The following is a 17,115-nucleotide window of genomic DNA, read 5'->3' on the forward strand; positions in this document are numbered from 1 at the left end:
CGTGAATTTGGTTAATAATTTAAGTTTTGTTTTGTTAGTATTATAGTTGCTATTAAACACGCACTAATACGCAAAATAACATTTGTTAAGTAAATATCATAAATGTTTTTCACTAAAAAAAGAAATTAACAAACTATTTATATAAACATTCGCCAATATTAGTTGCAAAAAGCCGCATAAACCCGCATTATATTTTAAATTTCATTATATTAGCATTCCATTTAGCTATATCTTATGCTCAAAAAAGAAAGACACGACATCGTAATGCGACAAATCAATTTACACAACAGGGTGTTAACTTCAGATTTGGTTCAACTTTTAGATGTTTCGGAAGACACCATACGCCGAGACCTACAAGAATTGTCTGATCAGAACCTTTTATACAAAGTTCATGGTGGTGCATTATCAAAATCTTATCATTCTACTTTTGATGATAGTACCGTTTATGCAAAAGAAGCAAAAATTATTATCGCCAAAAAAACTATACCACTAATTAAAGATGGTATGGTAATTTTAACAGGTGGTGGTACTACGATTATTGAATTAGTAAAACAGCTTCCAGAAAATCTTCAAGCTACTTTTTTTACAATTAGTCCGCTGGTAGCAGTAGAGCTCGCAAAATATCCAAAAGTAGAGGTAATTTTAATTGGTGGTTTATTCTCTAAAAACTCTCAAATTACCTACGGCGGCCATGTAATTAATCAACTTGCTGAAATTAATGCAGACTTATGTTTATTAGGCACAAGTGCTTTGCACCCTAAAGATGGTTTAACAGATACCGATTGGGAAATTAACCAATTAAAAAAGAGGATGTTGAGTTCTTCTCGAAAATCAGCAGTTTTATGTATTTCAGAAAAGCTGAATATCTCCTTAAGGCTTAAAGTTACAGCTTTAGAGAACATCAGCTATTTAATAACAGAACTAAGCCCAGCTGATGTCAAACTTGAAGAATATCATGTAAACGGATTGAAACTGTTGTAACCGTAATAAGTTACTATTCAACAACGCTCAGACTTATAAAATTGAGTAGAATATCCCATTAAGTTTAGCCGAGAAGCTAGACCTAGCATTGAAATTTGTTTTTTTTTGAGCAAAAGTTTCATGCAATAAAACATAAAATATCTTTAAAACAAAAGGGAGAACTTTCGCTCTCCCTTTGATACTAAAACGCCGGATTTGCTGGCGTGTTTGGATTATTGTCTCGCTCTTGAAATGGATAAGGCATAAATCTACGTTTCATTTCAGCATTTGGTCTACCAAATCTACGCATATCTTCTAATTTTAAACCCGAAGCATACAGTTCAATACTTCTGTGTTTGTAAATTAAATTTAAAATTTCAGCTTGCGTAAAAGGACCAACTAAAGCTGGCAAGGCTGCTGCAACCCCAAAAACATCTGTAGTTTTGGTTACGACTCTGTTCAACTCTATTAATGCATTGGTTAAATCTGGAGTAGTTTGACGAGCATAAGCTTCGGCTTTAATTAATGTGATTTCTCCCGGCAAGAAAATAGGTATTGCTGTTGTAGTTGTTGCAGCAAAACCACCCATGCGTATTGTTGGCGTTGGAGTACCTGCCATAAATGTGTAAAACGAAAGGCGTCTGTCTAAAGCATCTGGAGCAAATGCTCCTGCTAAACCTAGATTGGCATCAATTGGTTGAAAAACATTGTTTGATGCAATGATGGAGTTTAAAATGTTGATGTTTGCACTATCAAACGTAAAGGAAGAACCAGTAGTTAAAGTAACTGCATTAGCTTCTGTTAATGCTAGTGCATACTGTCCACTAAATAACGCATACCTTGCTTTTAATGCTCGTAAAGTATTTATAATATTAACATTTGGTACTGTAACATTAAATTGTGTTGAAATCGGATTGGCTGCAATTTTAGCCAATGCATCATCGATTGCAGTAATTGCCGCCTTGTAACCATCGGCTCTGCTTACAAATGGAACATTTGTGCCAATTGTTACAGGAACTTGTTCCCAGAATGTAGAGATTGTACCCAATGACAAAGCTTTAAAAATGGTTACGTAGCCAATTAATCCTGATGCATAGTTTTTATCTCCCAAAGCATTCGCTCCAGCTATTACTTTATTGCTTTCATCAATCACTTTTAATGAAGATGCCCACATGTTAAACAAAATGGTGTTTGTTCCGTCTACGGCAGTACCGCCTGTGCTTAGTTGTAATTCGGGTATGTTACCAGAATTTAGTAACTTAAGTTCGTTACCTGCAAATCCCGCAGCTGCAATAGAATTGAACAGTACACTAGTTCTGTTTAAGGTATAAGTACGTTGTACACCTACAGCTACTGCAGATAGCGCTTGACTAGAACCTAATGCCGTTTCTAAACTTGCTCTACTTGGATCTTCGAACTCACTTTTACAAGATGAGATACTACTTGCAAGCGTTAAAATGCCACAAGCTATATATATTGATTTTATTTTAAAATTTTTCATCACTTTTCTATTAAACTGTTAAAATTTAACCTGTAAGCCTAAACTAAATGTTCTTGGAATTGGCACCGAACCAAAATCGATGTTTCTAAGTATGGTAGATTGACCAGCCGAGTTCAATTCTGGATCATATCCTTTATATTTATCCCAAGAGATTAAATTTCTACCACTTAAAACCAAAGTTAAATCACTAATAGATTTTACTTTACCAACATTATAGCTTAACGAAACCTCTCTTAATTTCACGAAAGATCCATTGTCTATTCTCCATTCTTCAATGGCATACACACCAGCTACGTAACCTCTAGGCAATAGACCTAATTGTTCTTGTTCTGCCACCTTGCCACCACCTACACCTTGCCTGGTTCTCCAATCTGCATTCCAAACATCACCACCTTGTACTGCATCAAGCTGAACGCGTAAGCCGAATTTTTTGTAGCTAAAATCATTAACCAATGACCAGTTGTAATCTGGATTTGGATCGCCTAATACTTTCCTTAATGGATTTCCCGCTCCATCTCTAGCTTGCTGCGGAATGCCTGCTGCATTGGTTACCAAACTACCATCAGCATTTCTAGCGAAGTAAGTGCCGTAAAATACACCCAATGGCTCACCATCAATAATTGCTACTGGAGCACCAGGATTAGTACTCAGTAATCTTAATGCACCAATATCAAATGCCTCATTTCTATTTCTATTGAAAATAGCCGTTGCATTCCAAGTAAAATTGTCTGTTTTAACTGGTGTACCACCCAATACCAACTCAAAACCAGTATTTTTTAATGAACCGATGTTATTTAAGAAACTTGTATATCCTTGAGATGGTGCGATTACTTGCGCTAACAGCAAATCTTTTACTTTTTTATCATAATAGTTAGCACTTAAAGTTAATCTGTTCTTAAAAAAGCCTAAATCGATACCAACCTCTAGCTCGTCTTGGCGCTCTGGTTTTACGTTCTCGTTAGCCAATTGGAAACTACTAAACAAAGAGGTATAACCTAAAAATGCTTGTCCGTTGTAAGCATTGATACGATCATAAGCACCAATACCTGTTAAGTTACCCGATTGCCCATAAGCTGCTCTTAATTTAAATGTATCCCACCAGTCTGATAAGTTTGTTTTTTTCCAGTATTCTGCAGAAGACAATACATAACTCATGCTTGCTTTCACATAAACTTGGTTTCTATTATCCTCTCCAAATACAGAAGACTGATCCATACGTAAAGCACCGGTAACAAATAAATGGTCTTTGTATTTAAAATTTTGTTGAACATATGCTCCACTTATAGAAAGTTCAGTTCTACCATCAACGCTTGGTAACTGTGTTGATGCACCATTAACGGTTCTAATTTGTGGCGCAAGGCCTCTACCTTGTAATAAGGCATATTGACTTTTCTCATACTGATAAGAATAGCCAACCTGCGTAACAGAAGTTAATAGATCAGTAATTTTTGCTTGGTAAGTTGCATTAATCTCATTGTTAAATAAGAAAGCTTTATTGTTTGCTGTACTAGAATAACCATTTTGAGAAGCAGTTAAGTTTGTACCACCTCCAAAAAAATCTGGATTTACGTTATAAGTATAAGGTGGGATGTAAGTTGTTCCGTTTTGAGCAGAATTATCAGCACCTAGCGTAAAATCGATTGTTAAATTTTTAACAGGATTTAATTTTAAAGTAGCATTTGCAATGATACGATCTACTTCTTGCCTTTGTTTAATATCTTCTATTACAGAAACTGGATTTACCCTACCTCTCTCACCAACTGCTAAAAGATTACCACTTGCATCTCTTCTAAAAATATCATGAAAATTACCAATAATTGTAACCGAATTCATTGGAGAGAAGAAAGAGTTGCCATCTGGCTTCTCGTTAGCAGCACTTTTAATGTAGTTTAAGCCTGCTGATAAGCTTGCCCAATCATTTATTTTTTGATCAAGATTGGTTCTAAAGTTATACTTTCTAAAATCGGTATTTTTAATAATTCCTTGATTGCTAAAATAACCGAAAGAAGAATACACTTTCGTATTTTCACTACCTCCAGAAATTGATAAATTATTGTCTGTTCCGTAACCAGTTCTAAAAATGTAATCCTGATAATCATATCTTGTAACGGGCGATGTAGTGGTTAGTGCTGGTGTTAAAACATCCTGCGTTACTGCATCTACACTCCCTCCAAATTTTACAGGAGATTGATTAACTTCAATTTTTTTACGTAACTGGCTAATCACAAAGTTTGAATTAAAGCTCACTTGCGTTTTACCAGCAACACCTTTTTTAGTGAAAATTTGAATCACACCCGCATTTGCCCTCGAGCCATAAATTGCGGCTGCTGATGCTCCATTAAGTACTTCAACTCTTTCAATATCTGCAGGATTGATATCGACCATTCTGTTCTGGCCTATACTTCCTACAAAGTTACCTCCATCATAATTACCAGTTGTGTTGGTTACCCTTGTTGTGGTGTTATTTACAATTACCCCATCAATAATGTATAATGGTTCAGTAGATGAGTTGGCAGAACTAATACCACGTAACTTAACAGACATACCTCCAGCTGGGTCGCCAGAGTTTTGGCTAATTTGTGCACCAGCCACTTTTCCTTGCAAAGAAGACAATACATTACCACTAGGTGCTTTATTTAAATCTTCTCCTTTAACAGATGTAACGTAATTTCCCAATTGTTTTCTTGTGGTTCCGGCCGAAGTACCTGTTACAATTACCTCATCTAAACCCATTGCATCTTGCGCTAAAGTAAAGTCGGTTGTTACATTTAAATTGCTACCTAAGCTAATTTGTTTGGTTATCGTTTTATAACCAATATAGGTTACTGACAGTTGGTAAGTACCTGGTGCTAAATTTGCAGCAATAGAATAAGAACCGTCAATATTTGCTCCAACAGCAAAATTAGTACCCTGAACTTTTACTCCCGCACCAGGTATAGGTGCTTTGGATCCATCTTCAATAACCTTACCACTAAGAACATAGCGATTGGTTTGTGCATTTGCTGATGAAAATACAAACAGCAAAAGAATTGGCGTAAAAAAATGCACTAACATTTTTGAGCACCGAAAAGTGTAAAATCTCTTCATACGTTAAAAAATTAAATTTGGTTAAATACACAGCATCATGCTGATAATTTTATTTACTAGTGCTTTCTTATCTAAAAACCCAATAAATATCTTCAAATCTAATATTTAATTTCTCAATTAATTACAAACAAATTAACATTTTATTGCGGAAAGCTAATTTTCCCCATGCAAACCGATGGCACTCCCTCTCTTTTACCAAAATCAATTGGATTGCCTGCTAACGTTTCATTTGCCAATAAAGCAAAAAGCACTGCTTCCTTTGCATCTGGATCTATTTCTAATGCCTGAGTTGTATTAAATGATGCATTTGGTAGTGCGCTTTTTAGAATGTCTACCAACAATGGATTATGCATCCCTCCACCGCTCATAAATATTTTAGGCATGGCCGATAATTTAACCGTTTTTTCAATCGCATCTATGATGCCCCTTGCAGAGAAGTGACATAGCGTAGCTAAAATATCTTCGTTTGATAAATTTAGCGTATTACTTCTTTCTTGAGCATTTTGTAAATATTTGAGATTAAACAACTCCGGACCTGTTGTTTTAGGAAAATCGATCACAAAAAAATCGTTATTAAGTAATTCTTTTAATAGCTCCTGACTTAACGTGCCAGACTTTGCCTTTAAACCGTCTTTATCATAATATTCTCCTGGATATTTACGCTGTATAAATTGATCTAATAAAGTGTTTCCTGGCCCAACATCGGTTGAAAAAACCTTTGCCGCATCTTTATCGCCAGGCAAATAGGTAAAATTAGCAATCCCTCCAATATTGAGCATAATTCTATCTTCATCAGCTTTGCTAAAAATTAAATAATCTCCATAAACGGCTAAAGGCGCACCTTCTCCGCCAGCGGCCAAATGTTTTTGTCTAAAATCTGAAAGGGTTATAATTCCAGTGTTTACAGCTATATGATCTCCATCACCTATTTGCAGTGTAGCATTTGGATAATCATCATGCCCATGCAATGATTTTGGCGCATGGAAAATTGTTTGCCCATGACTGGCGATTACATCAATTTCATCGACACTAATATTCCACCTATTTAATGCTTGCACAATGAGTTCGGCATGTTTAACACCTATTAATTCATTCAATAAACAAACCTTTTCTAAATCTGCATCCTTTCTAGAAAAGATGCTTTTAACATCAGCCCTAAAATCATCCTGATAAGGCATGGTAATGAAATTAAGCAGCTTTATTTCGGTTTCGGAGCCGCTATTTTTACATGCACATAACGCTATATCTAAGCCATCCATTGAGGTGCCAGACATTAAACCAATAATTTTACGCTCGGTTTTTTGTGCAATTTGATAAAGCTTGGCAATGTTTCTATTCATGATCAAAAATTTTAATAAATATATGGCACAGTTTAGTATTCTCAATATTTTTATGTTGCGTTTTTAAAAATACTCCTATATTTACTGCTCCGTTCACTAAATAACCAAAGATTAATGGCAAGATTAAATCTATTAGAAGAAACGAGGTTCGAAAAACTCCCAGTTACTGTTTTTAAAAATCCACAAGAAGCTTCTATTAATGTAGCAAATCGCATTGCGAAAATTATTAAAGAAAAACAAGCGCTAAACCAACATGCTGTTTTAGGCTTGGCAACAGGCGCAACCCCAATTAAAGTTTATGCAGAGTTAGTTAGACTGCACAAAGAAGAAGGTTTGAGCTTTAAAAACGTAATCACCTTTAACTTAGATGAATACTACCCTATGCAACCTACGGATGTGCAGAGCTATGTTTCATTTATGAATGAAAATCTGTTTGACCATATAGACATTGATAAAAACAATGTTCATATACCAGATGGCACTATAAAATTGGAAGACATACCAGCATTTTGTTTGGCTTATGAGCGCAAAATAACTGATGTTGGCGGATTAGATATGCAAATTTTGGGTATCGGTAGAACTGGTCACATTGGTTTTAACGAGCCAGGATCGGCGCCAAACTCTGGCACAAGGTTAGTAACTTTAGATGACTTAACCCGTAGAGATGCGGCCCGTGATTTTGGTGGTAAATCTTTTGTGCCTACTAAAGCAATTACCATGGGTGTTGGTACAATTTTTAAAGCTCGTGAAATTGTTTTAATGGCTTGGAATGGTAAAAAAGCGTCAATTATTAAAAAAACAGTTGAAGGCGAAATGTCTAGTGATGTGCCTGCAACTTACCTGCAACTTTCTGATCATGTAGAGTTTATTTTGGATGAAGATGCGGCGGCTTTATTAACCAGATTTGACACCCCATGGCTAGTTAAAGATTGTGTGTGGACGGATAAACTAATTAGAAAAGCTGTTATTTGGTTAGCAAATAAATTAAATAAGCCTATTTTAAAGTTAACTGAAGATGACTTTAATAACAATGGAATGGCTCAATTAGCGGTAGAAAAAGGCCCAGTTTACAACATCAACATTAATATATTTAATAAATTACAACATACCATTACAGGTTGGCCAGGCGGAAAACCAGATGCGGATGATACGCAAAGGCCAGAAAGAGCAACTCCTGATAAAAAACGTGTGGTAATTTTCTCTCCACACCCAGATGATGATGTAATATCGATGGGCGGAACGTTTATTCGTTTAGTTGATCAAGGTCATGATGTTCATGTAGCTTACCAAACTTCGGGTAATACTGCCGTTTGGGATGATGATGTGTTGCGTTTTGTTGAATTTAACATGGATTTTGCCGAAAGAATGGGCATGAAAAATCCTGATATGTCTGATACATACACAAAAATGCGTCAATTTATTGAGCAGAAAAAGCCCAACCAAATTGATACTCCAGAAATACAAACTGTAAAAGGTTTAATTAGAAAAGGAGAAGCAATTGCAGGAGCTCGTTATTGCGGTTTACAAGATGATCATATCCATTTTATGGCTTTACCGTTTTATGAAAGTGGTAAAGTACAAAAAAACCCTATCACAGAAGCCGATGTATTGTTAACGATGGAATTACTTCAAAAGATAAAACCACATCAAGTATTTGCTGCTGGCGATTTTGAAGATCCGCATGGTACACACATTGTATGTTTTAACATTATTATAGAGGCATTAAAACGTTTAGAAAAGACCGAAAGTTGGGTTAAAGATTGTTGGTTATGGATGTACAGAGGCGCTTGGTTAGAGTTTGAGACTCATGAAATTGAGATGGCTGTACCGCTTAGTCCGCAAGAGGTTGAAAGAAAGAAATTTGCAATTTTTAAACACCAATCTCAAAAAGACAGAGCAGTTTTTCCGGGCGATGATGCTAGAGAATTTTGGCAGAGAGCTGAAGACAGGAACAGAGAAACCGCAAAATCTTATGACGATTTAGGCTTAGCAGATTACGAAGCAATGGAAGCCTTTGTAAGATATAAATTTTAAGAATTAAGCTCCCAAATTTTGGGAGCTTTTCTTTTATCCTTAAAATTTGATAGATCTATACATGATATTTTTCTTTCTGAAAACAATATGATAACTTGCTTAACCATTTATGAAACCAATGACAACCAATAAACCAGAGCGCTTACTCTCATTAGATTTTTTTCGTGGCTTAACTGTAGCCGCGATGATTTTGGTTAATAATCCGGGAAGCTGGGGACATATTTATGCTCCGCTTGCTCATGCCGAATGGAATGGTTGTACCCCAACAGATCTTGTTTTTCCATTTTTTCTATTCATAGTTGGTGTTTCTATCGCCTATGCAATGGGAAGCAAAAAATTGGATCCAACTAGTCACAACAAAACAATTCTTAAAGCGTTAAAAAGAGCATTAACTTTATTTGGTTTAGGTTTACTTTTAGCCATTTTTCCGCGTAATTTTAGCACATTCGATTTAGTTGAATCATTAAGTAACTTAAGAATACCTGGCGTGTTGCAACGTATTGGAGTTGTATTCTTCATTTCTTCAATCATCTTTTTAAAAACATCCGATAAGAACATATTTCGCATCATTATCCTCATTCTAATTACCTATTGGGCATTAATGACATTTGTTCCAGTACCTGGTGTTGGTTACCCAAATTTAGAAAAGGAAACTAATTTAGGTGCATGGCTTGATAGAACGATATTAACCGAAGCCCATCTTTGGAAATCAGCTAAGACTTGGGATCCAGAGGGGATTTTAAGCACATTACCAGCAATTGCTACAGGATTATTTGGCGTTTTAGTTGGCGTTTATTTAAAGCGAAAAGATATAGAACCAGCTACAAAAATTGCTTGGCTTTTTTCGGTAGGAGTTTTGGCTTCTTTAGCAGGCTTACTCTGGGATTTACAATTTCCCATCAATAAATCATTGTGGACAAGCTCTTATGTACTTTATACTGGCGGATTGGCTACTATTATTTTAGCCCTCTCCTACTGGATAATTGACATCAACAAGTATAACCGATTTACTAAGCCATTTGTAGTTTATGGTGTTAATGCTATAACCGTTTTTTTTGTATCCGGCTTGATGCCGAGGTTAGTTAATATGATTAAAATTAAACAAGCAGATGGAAATGAAGTTGGTGCATTAACCTCTTTTTATCAAACATTTTTTGTGCCTTATTTTTCTCCTATAAACGCCTCATTAGCGTACGCAATAGCTTTTATTGCATTTTTTTATGTGATACTTTGGGTTATGTACAAGAAAAACATTATCATTAAGGTATAATTCGCTTTTATTTATTAAAAATCTATGAAAAAACACTCGTTATTATTTGCTGTACTGTTAGGGCTATTAATTGAGCCAACATTTGCACAACAAAAACCAGCCACTAAGGCACCTGTAAAAAAAACAGTTGCCACATCAGCTGCAAACAATTCAGTTCCTTTAGACCCTGCAGTAAAAGTTGGCAAATTGCCAAATGGTTTTACTTATTATATCCGTAAAAATGTAGAGCCAAAAAATAGGGTAACTATTTATCTTGCCAATAAAGCAGGCTCAATTTTAGAAAACGATAATCAGCGTGGTTTAGCACACTTGATGGAGCACATGGCTTTCAATGGCACAAAAAACTTTCCAAAAAACGAACTGGTAAATTATCTTCAAAAAACAGGAGTTAGATTTGGAGCAGATTTAAATGCCTACACTAGTTTCGATGAAACAGTTTATCAGCTTCCTATTCCAAGTGATGATCCAGAAATTGTAAAAAATGGTCTTCAAATTATGCGTGATTGGGCACAAGATGTAACCTTAGACCCTGTTGAAATTGACAAAGAAAGAGGCGTTGTTTTAGAAGAAAAACGTTTAGGCAAAGGTGCTCAACAACGCATGCAAGATAAATATCTTCCAATGCTTTTTAACAATTCTCGTTACTCTAACAGGTTGCCAATTGGAACAGAAGAAGTATTAAAAAATGCTACTCCGCAAACCATTAAAGATTTTTACAAAGATTGGTACAGACCGAATTTACAAGCATTAATTGTAGTGGGTGACATTGATGTAAATCAGATGGAGCAATTGATTAAGGCTAAATTTTCTGATTTAAAAAATCCGGCAAACCCGAAACCTAGAACAAAATATAACATTGAGCTAACAGGAAAAAATCAATTTGTAACTGTTACTGATAAAGAATTTCCGGTTACCGTTGCTCAAATTTTAATTAAACACAAAGAGCAACCTTTATTAACTAAAAGCGATTTAAAAAATTCTGTAATTCGCTCATTGTACAATCAAATGATGGGTGCTCGTTTTAGCGAATTGAGCAAACAGGCTAATCCGCCGTTTTTACAGGCAGGCAACAACATTTCTGGCTTTTTAGCTGGCCTTGATGCTGCTACTACAGTTATTGTTGCTAAACCAGGAGAATTTGAAAAAGGATTAAAAACCACCTTTACAGAAGTAGAAAGAGTAAAAAGATTTGGCTTTACTGCTACTGAATTAGAGAGAGCAAAAGCATCATTTTTAACATCGCAGGAATCTGCTTTTAAAGAAAAAAACAAAACTGCTTCTGATAATTTTGTACAAGAATATGTTCAATTATTTTTAAAAGGAACAGTTAGTCCAGGTATTGAATATGAGTATAACTTCTACAAAAATGCCTTACCTTCTATTACAGTAGCAGAAGTTAATGCATTGGCCAAACAATATATTACAGAAACTAATCGTGATGTAATTATTATGGCTCCTGACAAAGAAAAAGAAAAATTACCTTCAGAAGCTACTGTAAACCAATGGATAAATAGCGTAGTAATGGATAAAAGCATTACTGCTTATGTAGATCAAGTATCTGATCAGCCACTATTGGCGAAAAAACCAATGGCAGGTAAAATTACATCAGAAAGCAAAATAGCAGAAATTGGTGTAACCGAATTTAAATTATCAAACGGGGTAAAGGTAATTTTAAAACCAACTGACTTTAAAAATGACGAAATTTCATTTTATGGTTTCAGTCCGGGCGGTACTTCTTTGTACAGCGATGCTGATTTCCAATCGGCTTCAAATGCAGCGGCTATTATTGGCCGAAGCGGTGTAGGCGAATTTAATTCAATTCAATTACCAAAATATTTAAACGGTAAACGTGTTTTTGTTACGCCGATGATTAGCGAAAGAAGTGAAGGTATTTCTGCTTCTACAACTCCGAAAGACTTAGAAACAGCTTTACAATTAACCTATTTGTATTTCACTGCTCCGCGTAAGGATTCAGAAATTTTTAAAGGTACTATCTCGCAACAAAAGGGCAATTTAGCTAATAGAGAGACCGATCCGAATAGTGTTTTTAGCGATACTGTTTCTGCGGTACTAGGCAACTATAATGTAAGAAGAACTGGCCCATCAGTTGAGAAGTTAAATCAAATTAATTTAGATCGTGCTTTTGAAATTTACAAAGAGCGTTTTGCTGATGCAAGTGATTTTACCTTCACATTTGTGGGAAGTTTTGACAATGAAAAAATTAAACCACTTATTGAGCAATATCTAGGCGCATTACCAAATACAAATCGTAAAGAAAAAGCTGTTGACTTAGGCATTAGAGTACCAGCTGGAGCAATTACAAAAAAAGTATACAAAGGACAAGAGCCAAAAGCTACGGTGAGATTAATGTTTAGTGGCGATTACACTTACAACCAAACGAATAATAATCAGTTAGATGCTTTGGCAGAAGTTTTAAATATTAAACTGATAGAACGTTTACGTGAAGATGAAGGCGGTGTGTATGGCGTAAATGCAGGTGCATCTTACAGCAAATTCCCAGTTAACAGGTATTCATTTAACATTTCTTTCGGTTGTGCACCAGAAAATGTAGAGAAATTAATTGCTTCTACTTTAGATGAGATCAATAAAATTAAAACAAATGGAGCAACTGATGTTGATATACAGAAGTTTGTAGCTGAAGAAACTAGATCTACAGAAACGCAACTTAAAACAAATCAATTTTGGTTAGGCAACATTGTAGGTTCAGCTCAAAATGAAGAAGACCCTAAAGAAGTTTTAACATACGTTGAATCGTTAAAAAAGATAACTTCAGAAAGTTTAAAAGGTGCTGCAAGTACTTATTTAAATGAAAAAAACTTTATCAAATTTATTTTACTACCACAGAAATAAAATTCGACAAATCAAATTATAAAAAAAGACACTTAATGTGTCTTTTTTTATTTCTGTTAGTTTGTAGCGTTTTTTAATTTCACATCGTTTACGCTCAAAACCAATAAATTATGAAAAAAATTCTCCTCAATGCATTGTTGCTTTTAGCTACAATCTCAACGCTTACGCAGTGTAAGAAATCACCCAGTGCTAAATATGAAATGATCCAAATACCTAAGGTAATTTCTCTTGCTGAAATGAGATCATTACCTGTTGGCATTACAAAAGCGCAAACGGCTACAAAAGCAGGTAAAATCTATATTTATAATGATTATCTTTTTATCAACGAACCAAACAAGGGTATTCATATTTACAATAACAGTAACCCTAACAATCCAATAAATACAGGTTTTTTACAGATACCAGGAAATATTGATTTAGCTGTGCATAACAACATACTTTATGCAGATAGTTATATAGATTTATTGGCTTTTGATATTACTACAATAAACAACATTAAACTAGTTAAAAGAACACCAGAGGTTTTTAAGCAGTTTTTGATTCAATATGCTGCAGGCCCTAAAGTTTTAACCTACAAAGACACACTAGTTAATACAGCTGCCAACAACAACGCTAATAAAGAGGTAATGTTTGCAAGCACTGCAAATAGTTACGGTGGTAGTGGGCAAGGAGGTTCAATGGCTAGGTTTACCCTTTTAAATAATTATTTGTATACAGTTGGGATTTCTGATTTAAGTCTTTTTAATGTGCAAGCTGCTGCTAATCCAACTTTTGTTAAATCAATCAGATTAGATTGGGGTGTAGAAACTATTTTTCCTTACGAGCAGAAGCTTTTTATTGGCACTAATACTGGAATGCATATTTTTAACGCTGCTGATCCGGCAAACCCTGTTAAACTAAGTACTTACGCACATGTATTTGCATGTGATCCGGTTGTTGTGCAAGGCAAGTATGCTTACGTAACGCTAAGAGCAGGTACAGGCTGCAGACAAGCTACAAATCAATTAGAAGTATTAGATATTGAGGACCCTACAAAACCTAAACAAGTATCGGTTTTCCCAATGCAAAATCCGCATGGTTTAAGTGTAAGCGGCAACAATTTGTTTTTATGCGAAGGAGATTTTGGCCTAAAAAGTTTTAACATCACTGATAAAATTGCGATTGGAAAAAACCTATTGCAACACTTAAAAAACATTAAAAGCTTTGATGTTATTGCTGGGCCAAAATCATTAATTGTTACAGGCGAAGATGGCGTTTATCAATTTAACTATGATAATGCAGCAACGTTAAAACAGTTAAGTAAAATCAAAATACAAAACCCTTTAAATTCATCATTATAAAGGTAAAAAGTTTTAATTTGAGACTAGCTCGATATAGATTCAAGCTAGCCTCAAATTATTTTGCTTGTACACCTATTGGCCCACTTGCTTCGCTTTCATTCTTCAACCTATCTAAAGCAGTAACCAAATAATTATAGCGTTTACCTTTTTCAAAGTTGGTATCTAAATAAAATGGATAATCTACAAAGCTGATATGGATTATGTTTTTTGGATTTAGAATATCAACCTTCTCCCCTTCTTCAAATCGATAAATTAGGTAACCAGAGGCTGTTTCTCCATCTTCAGCAGGTAAGGGTTTTGTCCAATTGATATGAATTCCATCACTTTTTGCTTCGGCTTTTAGATTTTGAGGTTCGTTTGGCATCACATCATCTAACCAAGGCATTTGTGGCGGCAAAGCCGGATATTTATACAAATCTTTTCGCAAACTATCGGCTACTGATTTGGCATTAGTTGATAAAGATTTAGAACTAAAAAAAACACTTCCTTGCACCCTATTGTTGGCTCTAATGTATCTAATCTGCTTAGGTATTTCATCTCCTTTTAGCCAAGTTAAATCAACTTTTGTTGTTTTATTTACCAAATAAGCAGCTTGCCCAATGTATAAATGTCTACCAAAAGTGTTGTTGCTCCACCAATCTAAAAGCACGCCAAATGGCGCTGCAGATCTGTTAAAAGTAAAGTAAATTTGCGGATTGATATAATCTATCCAACCTTCCTTAATCCACTTTCTAGAGTCGGCATATAATTCACCGTAATTTGATAAGCCATTTGTTTTAGAGCCTAATGTATCTTCTCTAAAGTTTCTCCAAATTCCAAAAGGACTTACTCCAAATTTGATGTGTTTTTTATAATGGTGCACACTATCATTCACCATTTTTATCAAAACATCAACATTGTTTCTTCTCCAATCGGCAATATTTTTAAACTCACCGCCATATTTGTTAAAGGTTGCTTCATCTTTAATCGTTTGTCCGGCTATGCGATAAGGATAAAAATAATCATCAAAATGCACCCCGTCAATATCATATTCTTTAACTACATCTAAAATTACTTGTGTAATATATGCTCTAACCTCCGGCAAACCCGGATCAAAAAGTATTTGCCCACCGTAACGGTAAAACAACTCTGGTTTACTTTTGGTAATGTGGTTTTCGCTGGTGACTTGTTTTGCAGACATCGTAGCTCTATAAGGATTAAACCAAGCATGCAATTCCATTCCTCTTAAATGAGATTCTTTAATAGCAAAATCTAAAGGATCATAACCAGCAGCAGGCGCCAAGCCTTGTTTGCCCATTAACCAATGGCTCCAAGGCTCTCTAGATTTTGCATAAAGTGCATCTGCAGTTGGTCTAATTTGTAGTAGAATAGCATTCATTCCACTCTTTTTGTGTTGTTCTAAAATCCCAATTAGCTCTTGCTTTTGTTGGTCTACGCTAAGTCCCTGTCTCGATGGCCAATCTATATTTGTAACAGTAGCAACCCAAACGCCCCTAAACTCACGTTTTGGAGCAATTTTTGTGGAATTTTGTGCAAAAGCATTTAGAGAAATAATTAAGAAGAGTAAAATTGTAGAGATGTAGCCTTTATTCATTATAATTTGTAAAGTGTATATTCGTTATCTAGCTTATTGTATTGAAATTTAGGATTTTTTATATGCTAGATAAACGCATAAATTGAGAATTTGTGATACAAAAGTGCTATAAATTTAACACAATTCGTTTTTTTATATTATGTTAGCTGTTCTATAAGATTTAATTATTGAGCCTAAATTATGGCTAAAGAAAGATTTTATTAAATATGGAAGATCAAATCCCTGTAAATAAGGTTGATAGAAATAAAATTTATTTTCTGGTTGTAGTAATAGCTGCGCTTTTAGGAATTAACGCCTATTTGTATGTTAAAGATAAACAGCAAAGTAGTAGGTTTGTTACTGTTAGCACCGAAAAAGAACGTTTAAATTTAGAAGTAGAAAAAATTGAGGCTGAGCTTGATAAGGTAACTTTATTAAATGTTAATTTAAATGATAGATTAGCAAAAGAAGAAAAACTAGCTCGCGATAAAATTGCAGAACTTAAAATATCCCTACAAAAAGGCAAATTAACGCAAGGCGATTTAGAGGGAGCTCAAGATCAAATCAAAGAATTGAGAGTTTTTGTAAAAAATTACAACGATCAAATTTTGCGTTTAGAGAAAGAAAATTCCTACCTTAAATCTGAACGAGATAGCTTAAAATCATCAGTTGAAGCTTACAGCGATAAAGCAGATGACTTAGAAAAAGAAAACGAAAATCTTAATGCTAAAGTTAAAGTTGGCGCAGCACTAAAATCAGCGAATATTAATGTAGAAGCCTTTAGAATTAAAAGCAACGGAAAGAGCATTTTAGTAACTAAGGCTAGTACTGCAAATAAATTAACCATTAAGTTTAGCATCGTTCCAAATGCTTTAGCAGAAAAAAACTACCATAAAGTATATTTAAGAGTTTTTGATCCGGCAGGAAACCTTATTGCAAACGAAAACAACTTGTTTCAGATTGATGGACAACAAATGCAATATAGTAATGCAATAGAATTTTCATATAATGATGATGATACTGCCTATAAAATAGAATGGACTAACCCTAAAGAATTTATGAAAGGCGATTATGCTATTATCTTATATGCCGATGGCTACATCATGGGAAAAAGTAAAATTAACCTAAAGTAGGTATCT

The 17,115-nt window shown here is 34.8% G+C and carries 10 protein-coding genes; 6 read left to right on the forward strand and 4 right to left on the reverse strand.

Features of this window, described 5'->3' with window-relative positions; translation table 11 throughout:
- The first annotated feature begins 234 nt into the window (after positions 1-234).
- Positions 235-981: a DeoR/GlpR family DNA-binding transcription regulator gene (locus FA045_RS07185; RefSeq protein ID WP_136875953.1), complete on the forward strand. Its 747-nt coding sequence runs from the start codon at positions 235-237 to the stop codon at positions 979-981.
- A 181-nt stretch (positions 982-1,162) separates the two neighbouring features.
- Here FA045_RS07185 and FA045_RS07190 read toward each other — a convergent pair whose 3' ends face one another.
- From FA045_RS07190 to FA045_RS07200, 3 genes are all read right to left on the reverse strand, one after another.
- Positions 1,163-2,461, reverse strand: a complete 1,299-nt coding sequence (locus tag FA045_RS07190) for a RagB/SusD family nutrient uptake outer membrane protein (protein WP_136875955.1) — start codon at positions 2,459-2,461, stop codon at positions 1,163-1,165.
- An 18-nt stretch (positions 2,462-2,479) separates the two neighbouring features.
- On the reverse strand, positions 2,480-5,515 hold the full coding sequence (locus FA045_RS07195) for a SusC/RagA family TonB-linked outer membrane protein (protein ID WP_225871297.1): 3,036 nt from the start codon (positions 5,513-5,515) through the stop codon (positions 2,480-2,482).
- A 173-nt stretch (positions 5,516-5,688) separates the two neighbouring features.
- Positions 5,689-6,888, reverse strand: a complete 1,200-nt coding sequence (locus FA045_RS07200; RefSeq protein WP_136875959.1) for an anhydro-N-acetylmuramic acid kinase — start codon at positions 6,886-6,888, stop codon at positions 5,689-5,691.
- A gap of 114 nt (positions 6,889-7,002) precedes the next feature.
- On the opposite strand from FA045_RS07200, the gene nagB reads away from it, so the two are divergent.
- From nagB to FA045_RS07220, 4 genes are all read left to right on the forward strand, one after another.
- Entirely contained in the window at positions 7,003-8,922 is a 1,920-nt protein-coding gene (gene nagB, locus FA045_RS07205; RefSeq protein WP_136875961.1) for a glucosamine-6-phosphate deaminase, read from the forward strand.
- A gap of 109 nt (positions 8,923-9,031) precedes the next feature.
- Positions 9,032-10,192 carry an acyltransferase family protein gene (locus FA045_RS07210; protein ID WP_136875963.1) on the forward strand — a complete coding sequence of 387 codons (1,161 nt, stop codon included), beginning with the start codon at positions 9,032-9,034 and terminating at the stop codon, positions 10,190-10,192.
- Between the two features lie 24 nt (positions 10,193-10,216).
- Positions 10,217-13,063 (forward strand): M16 family metallopeptidase, encoded by a 2,847-nt coding sequence (locus FA045_RS07215; protein WP_136875965.1) that lies wholly within the window; start codon positions 10,217-10,219, stop codon positions 13,061-13,063.
- A gap of 110 nt (positions 13,064-13,173) precedes the next feature.
- Positions 13,174-14,403 (forward strand): LVIVD repeat-containing protein, encoded by a 1,230-nt coding sequence (locus FA045_RS07220; RefSeq protein ID WP_136875967.1) that lies wholly within the window; start codon positions 13,174-13,176, stop codon positions 14,401-14,403.
- 55 nt (positions 14,404-14,458) lie between these two features.
- Here FA045_RS07220 and FA045_RS07225 read toward each other — a convergent pair whose 3' ends face one another.
- Positions 14,459-15,997, reverse strand: a complete 1,539-nt coding sequence (locus FA045_RS07225; RefSeq protein ID WP_136875969.1) for a glycoside hydrolase family 10 protein — start codon at positions 15,995-15,997, stop codon at positions 14,459-14,461.
- 206 nt (positions 15,998-16,203) lie between these two features.
- Here FA045_RS07225 and FA045_RS07230 point away from each other — a divergent pair, with 206 nt between their 5' ends.
- Positions 16,204-17,109: a hypothetical protein gene (locus tag FA045_RS07230; protein WP_136875971.1), complete on the forward strand. Its 906-nt coding sequence runs from the start codon at positions 16,204-16,206 to the stop codon at positions 17,107-17,109.
- Positions 17,110-17,115 lie beyond the last annotated feature (6 nt).

Source organism: Pedobacter cryotolerans (assembly GCF_005116475.1).
Taxonomy (GTDB): Bacteria; Bacteroidota; Bacteroidia; order Sphingobacteriales; family Sphingobacteriaceae; genus Pedobacter; species Pedobacter cryotolerans.